The organism is Dyella sp. (genome assembly GCF_035685885.1).
Classification (GTDB): Bacteria; Pseudomonadota; Gammaproteobacteria; order Xanthomonadales; family Rhodanobacteraceae; genus Dyella.
In genome coordinates this window covers 39,611-55,096 of record NZ_DASRZX010000066.1, presented here as the reverse complement: position 1 = coordinate 55,096, position 15,486 = coordinate 39,611, and the positions used below count along the sequence as shown (strand labels likewise).

The window sequence follows — 15,486 nt, the reverse complement described above, 5'->3', positions numbered from 1 at the left end:
GGGCCCGAGCACCAGCGTTTGCCGACCCGCCATCACCGCCTGACCCGAAGCGAACGCCGTTGGCTGCATTCCCTTGACACCGCCGGCGCGTCGCCCGAACACTCGCGCAAACGTGTCGAGTCAGGGGGGCTCATGGCAAGGAAACTGGGTTTGCTTCTATTGGCCTTGTTGGCGCTGCCGGCGCTCGGCCAAGAGGGTTGGAAAGACGCCAAAGGCCAGCCAGCGCCGAACACCGAATCCAGAAAGTCCGTCGGTGGATTTGGCGGATCGCTGATCGTCACGTCCGATGCGGACTGGCAAGCCAAGTGGCAAACACCATCAGATACGGTTCCGCACTTCACCGAGGCGAAAACCGTTGCCAGGGGCAAGCAGGTTTTTGTGCTGACGTTCTTCGCGAATCCCCTTCTCGACTCGCGCGGCTCAGCGGATGTCAGGTGTGATATCGACGTCGTGCGGCCGAACGGAACAACCTCGATCCACCAGGTTGATGCGCCCTGTTTCAAAGGCCCTCTCCAAGGACCGCCGACCTATCTCTATCTCTCGAACGCGGTGATCGGATTCACCGGTGATCCGGGCGATCCTGCTGGCGAATGGATCGTGCGTGTGTCGATCAAGGACAACGTAAGGCAGGTGGCTGTGCCTCTGCGCACGTCATTCGTACTTGAGCCATAGCACCCGGTTGACCTGCGAAACACTCATCTGAGCGATCGGCGTTCCGAGCGTTCCACTTTCGATCCAACGCGTATTCCGAAGAATCGTAACGAGCTTGGGGGCGAGTGATGGTTGGGAAAACAGGACCGTATTTCCTTGGGCGCAGCGGGAAGGGCCTGGCGGCCATAGGCGTGTTCGTTCTGCTCGTTCTCGGATTCATGGTGCTTTGCCTGATCCTGCCGGGGCGCGGCGAACAGCGTGAAACCCCGGCACCGGTGCAAGCGATGGTGTTTCCCAGGGGCTTCCTGTGGGGCGTCGCGATGGCCGGGCAACAAACGGAGAGCGTGCCGGCCAGTGACTGGACAAAATTCGAGGCGGAGGTATTTCGAGGCCATCGTTTCGCGCAGGGCGAGAAGATCGGCGCCACGCCCCCCGGAGATATCCACGATCTTGGTCGATGGTCGGATCAGGTGCGAATCCACAAGGCAGGCTTCGACCTCCTTTACGACCAGGATATCGATGCCGCCGCGCAGCTCGGCCTCAATGCCTTCCGTGTCTCGATCGAATGGGCGCGCCTGTTTCCGCGCGCCGGCATGACCCAGCCCGACCCTGAAGCCATCGCCTATTACCACAGGATTTTCGCTGCCATGCGCAGCCGTGGCATCGAGCCGGTGGTGACGCTCTTCCACTATGTCTCGCCGTCCTGGTTCTTCGAGGCGGACACCGGTGGCAAGCGTGGATGGGAGCGTGCCGATGCATTGATGCTCTGGCAGGCCTACGTCGACGCGGTCGCGCAGAACTTCATTCCCGAGGTGCGGATCTGGTGCACGCTCAACGAACCGATGGTCTATCTCTATGACGGTTATGTCATCGGGTCCTACCCGCCGGGCGAGAAGCGCGGCGACTTCGCTGGTGCGAGAGACGTGTATGCCGCGCTGCTGCGTGCGCACGTCGAGGCTTATCGCGTGCTGCACCGCGTAGCCAGGGCGCGTGGCGCATCGGTTTCAGTGGGGTTGACCCAGAACCTCGAAGTCTTCGAGCCCTACAACCGCTATTCGCCACTCGACCGGGCGCTCGCCTGGGTGGTCGACAAGGCGTGGAACTGGGATTTCCTGGATGCGGTGGCCAGTGGCCGCATGCGACTCACCACGACCGGCATCGACGTGCCGATCGAGGGCCTGGCCGGCACCGAGGACTACGTTGGAGTCAATTACTACAGCCGGAATTATGTGCGCGGCGACTGGCGACATCCCTTCGCACCCGACGTCGGCAATATCGCGCCCGACCTGCCTCACGAGGAGCGGAACGATCTGGGTTGGCCCTCTTATCCGCGCGGCTTCTACGAGATGCTCACCAAGGTGGGCAAGCGCTACGCCAAACCCTTGATGATCCTGGAGAACGGAACGGCCGATGGCGCCGCCGACGACAAGAAAAGGCAGCGCTACCTGGTAGCGCATGTGCGTGAGGCCTGGCTCGCACGGCGGGACGGTGTCGACATCCGCTCCTATGTCCACTGGTCGTTGATCGACAATTTCGAATGGGTGGAAGGGTTCGATGCCAGGTTCGGCCTGTTCGCGGTGGACTACGAACATGATTTCCATCGCACGCCTCGCCCTTCGGCGGCTCTCTACGGTGACATCGCCCATGCCAATGGATTGAGCGCGGCGATGCTGAGCCAATATCTGGCAGACCCGGAGACGGCCGCCAACGCAACCGGTCGATGAGATTTGGACTAGCCGTGCTGGTCCGTACCGGGCGCCCGCGACCTGGAGTGAAAGAAGGCAGGCTTGCCGCAGAAGCGAATGGCAGCGCTCCACGCTACTTTCTTCGCGCATATCCGACCGACCGCATCAGTATCAACACGAACAAAAGCGCGATGAAGGCGGCGTAGGCGTACTGGCCTCTCGCCACTCCCGTTCCAAAGGGAAACCAGATTCCCGGAATGCCGAGTGCGTTGAGCTCCGTTGCGAACAGGCCAATGCCCACCAGGATCGCGGCAAGTGCGGCGAAATACGTGGATGGCTTCCTTGATTGCATCACGCCACGGCCGACGACCCACAGATAAAGCGCCGCAAATGCCACCCGAATGCCTTCTCCAACGATACCGGCAGCCGCCTTGAGACCGAGGGTGGTCTCCGGTGCGAACCAGGGGCGGCCAATCAGCGCAACAACCACGTATGCCAAAGTCAGCACGCTGACTGCGTGCCACAGCCACGTGCTTCCATTCAGGCGAAACCAGTCTCGCCACGCCAACGTCCATGCCGCCAGGACGAGCGGCCTTAGCAGCACGGATACGGCGATGTCATAGCCGCGCAAGCTGAGATACGGCGTCCAGAAGAACAGCACCTGGTTGACGCGTAGCAGTGCAAGGAGAATCAGCGCTGCCATGAGCCAGCGATAGGAATCACCCGTTCGGCTCAACATCAGCCCCGTCGCCATGATGGCGAGCAAGACAAAGGCGAGCGGCTCGATCGCATCGGCCACATAGCCCTTGAATGTCTGTAGCCATTGCACCTGGAACAATGCATCGATGCTTTTCGCATCGCCAATCACCGGCGCGACGTGGATGCCGCCGCTTTCCTGGCCACCGTCAAGCGGGTCCATCCAGACGCGAAACGCAATGAGGTACGTACGCGCGCCTACCGGCGATGAAGTGGGCAAGGGAAACACGCTCGGCCGAACGGCGAACACGGTAGGCGATGTACCGGAGAACACGCCGGGTCCGCCGAGCAGCTTTCCGTTTACATAGACCTGATAGGTTGAATCAACCAGGGTGGGTCCCGCCAGGGCGAGCGAGGAGCCCAGGTCGCCGTCGACGGTAACCTTCATCCGATACCACGCGTAGCCGGTGTAATGCGCATGGCCACGCTGGTTCCAACCGGTGACGTAGCCCGGCAATCCGACATCGCCGTCATGCGCGCCGGGCGCGGGAGTGAAATCGACTGTTTCCCACGCGCTGTCATCGAAGTCCGGCGAGGACCAACGATCATCATCTCCTATGTGAAACCGCCACGGTCCAGTCAAGGGCACGGTCGAATGACCAAGGGTGATGTTCGCAGTCTCGGTTGGCCCATCCGATGCCAGACAGCTGACGGACATGAGCACCATAAGCAGCCAAAGAGAAACCAGAAGCACTGATCGTTGCATCGCATCGCTTCCTGCCAGGTTCTCGCCGGAGTCTAAGAGAGTCCTCGGAAAAGCGCATCGGTGACAGTGTCAGGGGCGGAGGCGAGATGGCCATCCAAAAGGCATGCTTGTGGCCGAACCATGTGAGCACGCGGCATTCCCCGTGCATGTCGAGCCTATAGCCAGCATGTTGGCCCCTGCGTTCCTTGCCGCGGATGGGGGCATTGGGCATGCTGGCGATGCCCGCCATGGAATCGAAGCGGGCGCAGGGGTGCAAGGATTCTCTATTGAGCAGCAGGCCTTGGTGATGCCGAACAGGCTTTCATCAGGAGACGGTGGCATGGCCCAACGGATCATTGCGACCTGACAGTCCGTCATCTTCAATCGCACGACTGTAAATACAGGGGATAACATGAAAGTGTTCGTGCTTTGGATGATGCTTCCGCTGTTGCTGGCGTCATCGGTCCTGTTGCCGCAGGTTCGTGCTGAAGCGCCCTCAAAAATGAAGTGCAGCATCGGTCCCATGGCCAAGCAGTTTGGAAAGACCGCGTGGCTTGTCTATGACTGCGAAGACGGGAAGTCCGTCCGGATCGTGTCTGCCCCGACCAACAAGGCCGTTCGTTTCCATTTCACCTTCATCGCTGACGACGACGGGTACGCGCTTCGCGGCGAATGCCAGGGCGATAAGCGTGTCACCGATGCCGCCTATCAGGAACTGAATTCACTGAGCGAAGCGGATATTGCTGCGCTCGTGTCGGAAGTGCGGAAGTCATCGGGAAGCTGATCGGGAATCCATACTGAGCCGCCGAAAGCGGCCACCATCACTAAAGCGGGAACAGAACGACATGACGCTCAAACGAATGGACAACATCCTCATCGTTGTCGATGACCTCGAAGCCGTGAAGTCGTTCTTCATCGAACTGGGCCTGGAGCTTGAGGGTCAAACGACGGTTGACGGGCCTGCGATCGGCAGCTTGATCGGGCTCACGGATGTCCGGGCAACCCTCGCGATGATGCGAACTCCCGATGGCCAGGGCATTGAACTGGACAAATTCCATACACCCGATGCGGTGCGGTTCGGGCCCGTGAAAGCGCCGGTAAACACACTTGGCCTGCGTCGCATCATGTTCGCTGTCGACGATATCAATGCACTCGTCGCCCACATGCAGGCTCACGGCGCCGAACTCATCGGACAGATGCAGTACGAAGACTCGTACCGGCTCGCCTACATCCGTGGGCCGGAAGGCATCATCGTCGGGCTCGCCGAGCAGCTGGCTTGAGCAGGGAAGCTTGCTCGTGTGCGGCAGCCGCCATGCAGAAAAGCAGCTCAGCAAGCGCCTAATGCCTTGTTGCATGCTGCCGGTTGCCATATTGCGAGTGTTCGCGTCCCGAGGCGGGTGTGTTCATGGCCCTCGCTCATGACCCATACGGTCACGAGTGGCTGGGTCTGTCGGAGCGAGCCTCTCTGGGAAATGGAAGCGGCAATGCGCTGACATCTTGAAATATTGAGGATAAAGGAGATAACCGTGAAGGCCCTGCTGCCAATCGTGTTGCTCGTCGGACTGATGCGAAGCGAACCGGCGGTTTCCCAGTCGCGCAATTCGTCTCCCTTGATTGGCAGTTGGGCTGTCGACGTGTCTCGCTTGCCGATGCCGCCGGAGGGTCGACCGAAGAGCGCCATCATCACCTTCAGCGACGATGGCGCTGGCAGGTGGTTAACGAAAGTTGACATCGTGTACGCCAACGGCTCGGAGAATCACTCCACGGGAACCGCCACGCTGGATGGCAAGTCGTCTGCCGTTAAAGGCAGCGACGAGGCCGATACCGCCGCCTTCAAGATGCCCGCTCCCAACGTGCTGATCATGGCGTTGGCAGAGGGCGGGGTGCCGGCGTCCACGCGCATCTACACCGTCTCTGCCGATGGCAGGTCGCTCATCGAGACGGCCGTCTATTTCGGAAACGATGGGCTGCCCATCATGCGCACGCATTACTTTGCGCGCTTGCCTTGATGAACGCGCCGTCCGCCGTAAGACTATGATCACCGTGCTGCTTGGCGTCACGAGCATGCCTTGAGGCCATTCATGTCAAAAGTCCTCGTCGGATTGTTGCGCCTGTGCTGCGTCGGTCTCGGCCTTTTGCCAGCCGTCAGCGCATGGGCTGAAGACTGCCGTTTGAAGGACTACGGAACCATGCCCGTGGAAGTGGTGGGAAGCCGTGCTACCACCATGGTGAAAATCAATGGCATCAGCACGCGCTTCATCATCGACACCGGCGCTTTCTTCAACACCATGTCGAGCGCCAATGCGGCATCGCTGGGGCTCAAGCTCCAGCCTGCGCCCTTTGGCTTTCGCCTCAGTGGCATCGGCGGTTCGGCGAGTGTCCAGCAGGCGCACGTCAAGGCGTTCGGCATACTCGGCACGACGCTAGACAATGTGGACTTCATCGTCGGCGGTACTGATGCGGGCACCGGTTTGCTTGGGGCGAACCTGCTCGATCTTGCCGATCTGGAGATGGATCTTTCGCATGGCAAGCTGACGCTTTTCAAGGCAGAGCACTGCGATAATGCTTCGTTGGCGTACTGGGCGAAAGACGGCAAGTACAACGTTGCCGATATCGTGGCGTCCGAGAATCCCTTCGACCGGCGCACTTTTTTCGATGTGACGATCAATGGCAGGAAAGTGCGCGCGGTGCTCGATTCGGGAGCGCCGGCCACGGTGCTGAGCCGCGATGCGGCCGAGCGGTCTGGCATAAACCTCGCTGCGACAGGCATCGAGGCTGGCGGTGTCAGCATTGGCATTGGTGCCAAGCCGGTGAAGACCTGGATGGTGCACGTCGATTCGTTTTCGGTGGGCTCGGAAACGATCCAGAACAGCCAGGTGCTGGTGATCGATGGACGGATCGGCGACAGGACCGACATGCTGCTTGGCCTGGATTTTCTGCTCGCCCATCGCATGTTCATCGCCAACAGCAAGAAGAAAGCCTATTTCTCGTACAACGGCGGCCGCGTGTTTGCCTTTGCCGCGGCAACAGGCGATACCGCAGGGCCTGATGCGGGCAGCGCTGCGGGAGAGGGCACTGCCTCGCCCAAAACTGCGGGCGACTACGCGCTATCGGGACAGGCGCATTTGTCGCGCGGCGAAACCAGGGCTGCCTTGGCCGATCTGGACGAGGCGATTCGGCTGGCCCCGAGCCAGGCGGCTTACTACGTTGCCCGCGCGAGTGCACGTGAGGCGAACCAGCAACCCGACGCAGCACTGGCCGATCTCGACAAATCGCTGAACATGGAAGCAGGCAACCTTGACGCCTTGCTGATGCGCGCCCATTTTCGCTTCGCGCGCAAGGATCGCGAGGGCGCGTTGGCCGACGCGTCCGCGGCAAGCGCCCTGGCAGCGGCGGGATCTGCGCAGACGCGCACCCTGGCTGCGCTCTACATCGAACTTGATCAACCTGCCTCGGCGCTGCCGCTGCTCGACAACTGGATTCGACTGCACGGCAACGATGCGATGCTCGGGTCGGCACTCAACGAGCGTTGCTGGGCACGCGGCCTGAGCAACCAGATGCTGGACGATGCCCTCAAGGATTGCCGAAGGGCGATCCAGCGCGATGGCGACCAGCCGACCTATCTCGACAGCCTGGGACTGATTGAGCTCCGGCTGGCGCGTTATGGCGACGCGATCAAGGCGTACGAGCAGGCCTTGGTGCTTGAGCCGCGTTCTGCGTGGTCGCGCTATGGACTTGGCCTGGCGAAGGTTCGAAGCGGTCAGATTGCGGCGGGAAATGCCGATCTCGCGTCCGCGCGCGCGCTCGATCCGCGCATCGAGAGCCGCGCCGCGAAGCTCGGCTTGAGCGCGTCGACGCCTTAGGCACGTCATCACGTCTGCCACGGATTCACGCCTGAGCGCTGCCGTATGCGCGCGTACTGGCGCGAAGGCGCTCTGGCGGGCGGCCGGCGGCGCTATCAACGAGGCTGAGACGGCTTCCCCGAAGCTAGAGCTCACTCGTTTGCCCCGGCGCATCATGATCCTGTGAAGGCGTGCTGTGCGAAACCCGCTTGCAGTTTTGCCAAGCGCCCCCATTTTTTATCTGCATCCGTTGCTTTTTGCCTGATTTACGTAGGCCGACGGATTCGCGCACGGTATACATAGATACCAACCTCGGCGCCAAGAGCGGCCCGAACCCCGTTGGCTTTGGGCTTGCCGGTTGGTTATCAGCGCGCCGTATGGCGCGGTGGGACGCATTCCTGATTCGTCCACCTCTCTGCGACAAGCGGAAGCGAGGCTGCGTGCGGCCATGCCTCCAAGCCAATAGGAGTTGATCCGTGGGCCGACTGACGGGCCTGACCATCGACGAGTTCGAACATGCCATGCGCGGCGTCGAAGGGCGCTACATCCCCGTGCGCAAGAGCACGGGGGACTGGCACATCCGGCACATCGCGCTGGATGGCTTTGAGCTGATGGTCGGATACAACGGTGGCGGAAGCATCTACCAGGGCGCCTGCGGTCCCGGGAACGCAGGCTTGTTCTTTCCGCTTTCCGAAGGAGGATCGGTGCTGGTCAACGGCGAACAGGCCAACGTCTCCACCCTGAGCTGGCTTGCGACGTCCCGCGATTTCCACGTGTACAACAGCGACGCCATGGCGTGGATGGGTGTCAGCATTGACTGCGAAACAGTCGCCCATTGGCTGGATCTGACGCATGAGGATTTTCGTCCTGCCATTCAGCAGCATCTCCTCGCCCCCGTGGGCGATGCGCGCGTGGAGCGACTCAAGGGCCTGATCAACAGGATCTTCGAGGTTTGCGATGCCGGCGAGGATGTCCTGCAAGGGGCTGCGCCGCGTACGGTGTCTTCGCAACTCTCCTGGGCCATCTATGAAGCCGTGCAATCGATGACCTTCGAAAAGCAGGTTGCGCAAGGCCGCCCCAGGCTGTCGCGGGGGAAGATCCTGGACCGCACGCTGCAACTGCTGGAAGCGGCGGGTAGCGAGCCTGTGCAGATCCTGGACCTGTGCCGTGCATCGGACGTATCAAGTCGCACCTTGCACGCCGTGTTCAATGAGCATTTCGGCATAAGCCCTTATCGCTTCCTCGTGTTGCAGCGGATAAGGAATATCCATGACGCCTTGCGCGATGCCGGCGACGAGGAAACGGTTGCCGGCATATGTGCCCGCTTTGGCGTATGGGATTTTGGTCGATTCTCCGGTTTGTACAAGCGGATCTACGGTGTGCATCCCTCTGCCGCCATGGCGAAGAAGTCCCCCTCGCGCGCCAACAAGCCTCTTCAGTAGCGGGCGCATCGCGCATGGATGGCGCAGGCGATGCCGCGCCCAGTGCGGAGGCGATGCCGTGACTCGCGCATGAGCGAGCGCGATCGCCGTGTCGCACTCGTCATGATGGTTTCATATCCGATCGCTATGTTGCGATGCGCGCGCATTGATGCGCCCGCCGTGCCGAAGACATGCGCACGGATGACGGATGCGGAACTGTCTGTCGCTTTTTGACCGGGCAGGGCGAGCGCCGACTTTTTGCAGGAATGGGATAGCGTGAGACGTGGCGGTTCACGCCGCGTGCTGCATGCCTCTCTTCGCGCAGATCAGCTACACCGTTCTCTGGCCGGCATATTTTTCGCGCGCCGCGCAGCAGCGCCTCCTGATCGATGACGGTACGAAGTTTCCGGGCCATCCGGAGCCCGCCGTGTGCTTCGTGAATACCGTGAAATCACGAGAAAAGGTGTGCGTGACGCATGCGTTTTCCACGGTTCACCCTTGATCGGACGAGCTTGTGGCACACGACCCTCGTACTTCGCGTCGCGTGCAGGACCGGCAAACGCCGGTCATCGGGGAGCGAGCTCGACGACTTTGAATCCGGCTCAGACGAGCCTGGCGAAGATCACGGGGAGATACCTATGAACACGATCTACAGCAAAATCTGGAATCCATCGCTCGGCGCGGTGGTCGTTGCCTCCGAATTGGCGAGAAGCAATGGCAAGGGCCGTCGTGGCGTAGCCCGCGCAGGTGCAGCACTCGCGCTTGCCCTGTCTTTTGCACCGCTTGCCTCGCATGCGGCCGTCTGTACCGGAACATTCACCGCGGGCATGGAACCGACGGCAACCACCAACTCGCTCGCTTGCGGCGAGGTGGCTGCCGCCACGGGCCAATACGCCACGGCGTTGGGCAACAACACGGCCGCCACCGGCAACCACAGCACGGCCGTCGGCAACGCCGCCAAGGCGTCAGGGAAAAACGCTGTCGCAGTGGGCGACGCCAGCAATGCCAAGGCGGCAAACAGCGTGGCGCTTGGCCAGGGCTCATTGGCCAATGAAGCCAACACCGTTTCGGTCGGTACGGCGGGCAGCGAGCGTCGCATCACCAACGTTGCCGATGGCACCAATGCCCACGACGCCGTGAACAAGGAGCAGCTCGATGCCGCTTCTGCGCAGGCGCAGGACGATCTGGGCAACGCCACGCGTTACCTCAAGGCCAACGGCAGCAACGATGGCACCGACGATGCCCAATCCCTGGGCAGCAACAGCGTAGCCATCGGTGCCAGCGCACAGGCACAGACCGACAACAGCGTGGCGCTTGGCGCCAATGCCAACGCGGCAGGAAACGCGGCGACAGCGCTGGGCGCCGGATCCGCCGCCTCGGGCGTCAATGCGGTTGCGCTGGGTACGTCGGCCAATGCGCAGGCCGATAACAGCATCGTGCTTGGCGCGGCGTCGGGCACGGGCGCGTTGTCGTCGGGTGCGATCGTCATCGGCAATGGCGCCATGGCGACCGACGGCGTGGACAACAACGGCGTTGCACACGGTTCCACCAACAGCATCGTGATCGGTAACGAGGCCATAGCGTTCTCCAATGCGCAGAACGGCGTGGCGATCGGGTATCAGTCCGGGGTTGCGCAGAACACCGTGAACGGAACCGCCATCGGCACCAAGGCCGTCAGCTATGGCAATGGTTCGGTGGCGCTGGGTTCGGGTACCTATTCCATCGGTGCAGGTTCCACCGCCATCGGCGGATGGTTTGACGCCAACAATGACGGCCGCCTGCCCGCGCACGGCAACGGCGGCGAAACCACCTGGGCCTACGGCAAGGGCTCCAATGCCTATGGCGCTGCCGCCATCGCTTTCGGTGATTTCGCCACGGCACTTGGCACGCTCTCGTACGCCGGCGGCAGCCAGGATGACGGCGACGGTGCGCTGAGCGGCTCGGTGGCTGTGGGCTACAAGGCGTTCGCGGCGGGTGACGGCACGGTCGCCATCGGCCGCGAAAGCGTGACGCAGTATGACGGCGCCACGGCCGTGGGCTTTGCCAGCGTGGCCTACGGCCAGGACAGCGTAGCCCTGGGCCACAACGCCGTGGCGGCATACACCGATGACATGGCGCTGGGCGCCAACGCCTGGGCCGGCGGTGGCTACGGTTCGCGCAACATGGCCATCGGCGTGGGAGCGATGGCTGGCAATCCGAACGCCGACATCGATGATCCCAGCCAGGACGTGAGCGACGCGATGGCCATCGGCGCTGATGCGTCGGCGAGCAGCAACCAGTCGCAGGCGATGGGTGTGGGTGCCACGGCTTCGGGCGAACAGAGCGTATCGATCGGCAACCAGGCGTATGCCCTGGGCGACTATACGACCAGCATCGGCGCATCGAGTTTTGCGGGCAACACGGGTGCTTCGGCCGTGGGCAGCGGCGCGACGGCCGTAGGCGGCTTCAGCACGGCGACGGGCTACAACAGCGTGGCGTCGGGCGAACACAGCTCGGCCTACGGAGAGAATGCGCAGGCCAGCGGCGTGCATGCATCGGCCATCGGCGACAACAGTGTTTCCAGTGGTGACGGTGCAACGGCCTCGGGCTCGTATGCACAGGCCACGGGTGGCTACAGCGTGGCCGCAGGTTATGCCGCGCAGGCCACCGGCGGCCAGGCGGTTGCCGTAGGCCTGGGCAGCCAGGCGCAAGATGGTTCCACGGCGGTCGGCGGGTATGCGGGGGCCACGGGCGTGGCTTCGTCCGCCTTTGGCAACGGTGCACTGGCCAGTGGCAACTCCAGCGTGGCCATCGGCGCGCCGGTGGATGCGGGCGGCGTGCTCTACAACATGCCCACGGGCTTGCTGGTGGGCACGACGGCCAAGGGTCTGGCGTCGACCGCTGTGGGCCCGGGCGCAATGACCGGCACTGAGGCATATAGCGCGATTGCCATGGGCACCATGGCCGAGGCCGATGGCCGGATGAGCATTGCGCAGGGCACCTTGAGTCTCGCCAAGAACGATTTCGGCGTGGCCATCGGCGCGCGTACCTATGCCGGCGGCGACTATGCCGTGGCGCTGGGCTATGCCAGCCAGACATCGGCACGCACCGGCGTGGCCGTGGGCGTGGGGTCCACCGTGGCAAGCGCAGCTTCGGGTGGCATCGCCATCGGCGCGGGTGCCGCGGTACAGGGTACCGCGACCAGTGCGATCGCACTGGGTGCGAACTCACAGGCCACGCGCGCCAATACCGTGTCGGTGGGCAGCAACACTACCAAGCGGCAGATCACCAACGTGGCTGCTGGCACTGATGCAAATGATGCGGTGAACGTCGCGCAGCTCAACGCAGTCGCCGGCACGGCATCGCATTACGTCTCCGCCAACGGTGCGGGTGATGGCAGCGACGATGCACTGGCCATCGGTGATTACGCCACGGCGGTGGGTTCGGCCAGCTTTGCGCAGGGCACGGGTTCGTCTGCCATTGGCAGCGGCACCACGGCATTGGGCGAGTTCAGCAGCGCGGTGGGCTACAACGCTGTTGCGAGCGCCGACAACAGCGTGGCGCTGGGTGCGAACTCGGTGGCTGATCGCATCAACTCCGTGTCGGTGGGCAGTGCCGGTGCGGAACGCCAGATCACCAACGTGGCTGCCGGTACGGCGGACACCGATGCGGTGAACGTGGCGCAGCTCAATCAGTCCAACCAGTACGAAGCGTTTGGTCCGCACGATGGCCCGGGTGGCGGCATCAATGGCAACTATGTACCGGCTTCCGCTACCGGCGTGGGCGCCGTCGCGGTGGGAATGAATTCGCAGGCGCGCGGCGTGTTCGGCACGGCGCTCGGCTTGGTGGCGCGCGCCAACAACAGCGAGACCGTGTCGATTGGCGACTGGACCGATGCCGAAGGCTTTGCTTCCACGGCGGTCGGCGGCAGCTCGAAGTCGTACGGTGACTATTCCACCGCGATGGGCGCACACGCGTCGACGCCGGGTGAAAACGCCACGGCCGTGGGTGCCGGTGCCACGGCGTTTGCCTCGGGCGGCACCGCCATCGGCGAAGCCGCGAAGGTCCTGTCCAATGCCACCAGCGGCACCGCCGTGGGCAAGTTCGCCACGGTGATGGCGGGTACCACCAACGCCGTGGCACTGGGTGGCAACTCGATCGCCGACCGCGCCAATACGGTGTCGGTGGGCGCGGCAGGCAGCGAACGCCAGATCGTCAACGTGGCGCAGGGCACGCAGGACACCGATGCGGTGAATGTGGCGCAGCTCAACGCCGCCACCGGCACGGCCTCGCATTACCTGGCTGCCAACGGCGTGGGCGACGGCAGCGACGACGCACTGGCCATCGGCGATTACGGCACGGCGGTGGGTTCGGCCAGCTTTGCGCAGGGCACGGGCTCGGCGGCGCTGGGCAGCGGCTCGACGGCGATCGGCGAATTCAGCAGTGCGGTCGGCTACAACGCCATCGCCAGCGCCGACAACAGCGTGGCGCTGGGTGCGAACTCGGTGGCTGATCGCGCCAACTCCGTGTCGGTGGGCAGTGCCGGTGCGGAACGCCAGATCACCAACGTGGCTGCCGGCACGGCCGACACCGACGCGGTGAACGTGGCGCAGCTCAATGCCTCGCATCCGTACGAAGCGTTTGGTCCGCACGATGGCCAGGGGGGCACCATCAATGGTGATTTCGCACCGGCCTCGGCCACCGGCATCGGTTCGGTGGCGGTCGGCATGAACAGCAATGCCAGTGGCGTGTTCGGTACCGCGCTGGGCTTGATGGCGCGTGCGACCAACAGCGAGGCCACAGCCCTGGGTGATTTCACTGACGTCGAAGGCTTCAACGCCACCGGCATCGGTGGCAGCGCTAAGGCCTTTGGTGACTTCGCCACCGCGGTGGGTGCGCATGCCTCTGCCCCGGGTGATTCGGCAACGGCCATCGGTATGGGTGCCACCGCGTTTGCAGACAGCAGCGTGGCTATCGGCAACGCAGCGTCAGTGAGCGGTGCTGCGGAAAACGGGACGGCTATTGGCTACTGGTCCGTGGTAAAGGCAGCTGGCACCAATAGCGTGGCACTGGGCACCTATTCGATTGCCGATCGCGCCAACACCGTGTCGGTGGGCAGTGCGGGTGCGGAGCGTCAGATCGTCAACGTTGCCGCCGGTACGCAGGGCACCGATGCGGTGAACGTGTCGCAGTTGAACAACGCCATGCAGGGCGTGAACAGCACGCTGTCCGGCAGCGTGATGTATGACGACGCCGGCAAGGCCAGCATCACGTTGGGTGGCGAATCCGGCACCAGGCTTGGCAATGTGGCGGCCGGTACCGGCGACATGGATGCCGTCAATGTGGCCCAGCTCAATCAGGCCTTGCTCAGCAATAGCAGCAGCATCAGCGGCTCGATGGGCACGTTGGGCAATGCCGTCGCGCAGCTGATGGGCGGCAGTGCCAGTTATGGCGCCAACGGCTTCACGCCGCCGTCGTACCTGATCCAGGGTAGCGCCTATAACAACGTCGGTGACGCACTGGGCGCACTCGACGGTGCGATGAGCGGCGCGCTGGGCAGCATCGCCAACCTCGGCACCCAGATGAACCAGCTGAGCGGCGTGGCGCAGGGCAGCGGCAACGGCTTTGCCGTCGGCCAGGGTAGCGTGGCCACCGACGGCCGCGATACCGCCATCGGCAAGGGCGCGGTGATCGGCGCGGACGGCAGCACGGCCGTTGGCAACAACGCCATCATCGCGGCGACCGCCACCAATGCCGTCGCCGTGGGTGCCGACACCAATGTGCAGGCAGCCAGCGGCACCGCCGTAGGCCAGGCAGCAACGGTGAATGCCGCCGCCACCAACAGCGTCGCTCTCGGTGCCAACTCCGTGGCTGATCGTGCCAACACGGTGTCGGTGGGCAGCGTGGGCGCGGAACGCCAGGTGACCAACGTCGCGGCCGGATCGGCCGCAACGGATGCGGTGAACAAGGGCCAGCTCGATGCCGCCACGTCGGACGCGATTGCCACGGCGAAGACGTATGCCGACTCCGGCGATGCCGCGACGCTCAGCAGCGCCAAGGCCTACACCGACACCAAGCTGGCCAACGGCGTGAGCACCAGCGACTTCACCGCGTTCAAGGACCAGGTCAATGACCAGTTCCACACGGTCAACACCCGCCTGGATCGCGTTGGCGCGATGGGTTCGGCCATGGCGGGCATGGCCGGCGCCATCGCCGCGGCGCCGGGCACCGACAACCGCGTCAGCGCGGCGGTCGGTGGCTACGGCGGGCAGGGCGCATTGGCCGTGGGTTATGCGCACAGCCTGCCGGGCAATGGCGCGGTGATCGTCGGCGGCACCATCGCCGGCGGCGGCGAGTCCAGCGGCACGGTCGGCGTCAGTTTCGGCTGGTAATTCCTCTTCAACCACGCACTCGTCAAAGGCCCGGTCGCTGCACGCGCACCGGCCGGGCCAGGGACGTTCGCATCA

At 63.5% G+C, this 15,486-nt stretch carries 9 protein-coding genes; 8 read left to right on the top strand and 1 reads right to left on the bottom strand.

The window, feature by feature from the left end; translation table 11 throughout:
* Together VFG49_RS08535 and VFG49_RS08530 are read left to right on the top strand one after the other, a co-directional pair.
* Positions 1–672, top strand: a 672-nt coding sequence (locus VFG49_RS08535) for a hypothetical protein (protein WP_324859430.1), incomplete at its 5' end; no start/stop codon positions are given.
* 170 nt (positions 673–842) lie between these two features.
* Entirely contained in the window at positions 843–2,375 is a 1,533-nt protein-coding gene (locus tag VFG49_RS08530) for a glycoside hydrolase family 1 protein (RefSeq protein WP_324859428.1), read from the top strand.
* Between the two features lie 94 nt (positions 2,376–2,469).
* Here the strand turns inward: VFG49_RS08530 and VFG49_RS08525 are convergent, their stop codons facing one another.
* A complete protein-coding gene (locus VFG49_RS08525; RefSeq protein ID WP_324859426.1) occupies positions 2,470–3,798 on the bottom strand; it encodes a hypothetical protein in 1,329 nt (442 codons plus the stop codon).
* A gap of 391 nt (positions 3,799–4,189) precedes the next feature.
* Here VFG49_RS08525 and VFG49_RS08520 point away from each other — a divergent pair, with 391 nt between their 5' ends.
* From VFG49_RS08520 to VFG49_RS08495, 6 genes are all read left to right on the top strand, one after another.
* Entirely contained in the window at positions 4,190–4,561 is a 372-nt protein-coding gene (locus VFG49_RS08520; RefSeq protein ID WP_324859424.1) for a hypothetical protein, read from the top strand.
* Between the two features lie 61 nt (positions 4,562–4,622).
* Positions 4,623–5,057 carry a VOC family protein gene (locus VFG49_RS08515; RefSeq protein ID WP_324859422.1) on the top strand — a complete coding sequence of 145 codons (435 nt, stop codon included), beginning with the start codon at positions 4,623–4,625 and terminating at the stop codon, positions 5,055–5,057.
* 246 nt (positions 5,058–5,303) lie between these two features.
* The gene (locus VFG49_RS08510; protein ID WP_324859421.1) at positions 5,304–5,786 is read left to right on the top strand and encodes a hypothetical protein; all 483 of its coding nucleotides are present in this window, start codon (positions 5,304–5,306) and stop codon (positions 5,784–5,786) included.
* A gap of 72 nt (positions 5,787–5,858) precedes the next feature.
* Positions 5,859–7,640 carry an aspartyl protease family protein gene (locus VFG49_RS08505; RefSeq protein WP_324859419.1) on the top strand — a complete coding sequence of 594 codons (1,782 nt, stop codon included), beginning with the start codon at positions 5,859–5,861 and terminating at the stop codon, positions 7,638–7,640.
* 455 nt (positions 7,641–8,095) lie between these two features.
* A complete protein-coding gene (locus tag VFG49_RS08500) occupies positions 8,096–9,061 on the top strand; it encodes a helix-turn-helix domain-containing protein (protein WP_324859417.1) in 966 nt (321 codons plus the stop codon).
* A gap of 617 nt (positions 9,062–9,678) precedes the next feature.
* Positions 9,679–15,411 carry an ESPR-type extended signal peptide-containing protein gene (locus VFG49_RS08495; RefSeq protein WP_324859415.1) on the top strand — a complete coding sequence of 1,911 codons (5,733 nt, stop codon included), beginning with the start codon at positions 9,679–9,681 and terminating at the stop codon, positions 15,409–15,411.
* Positions 15,412–15,486 lie beyond the last annotated feature (75 nt).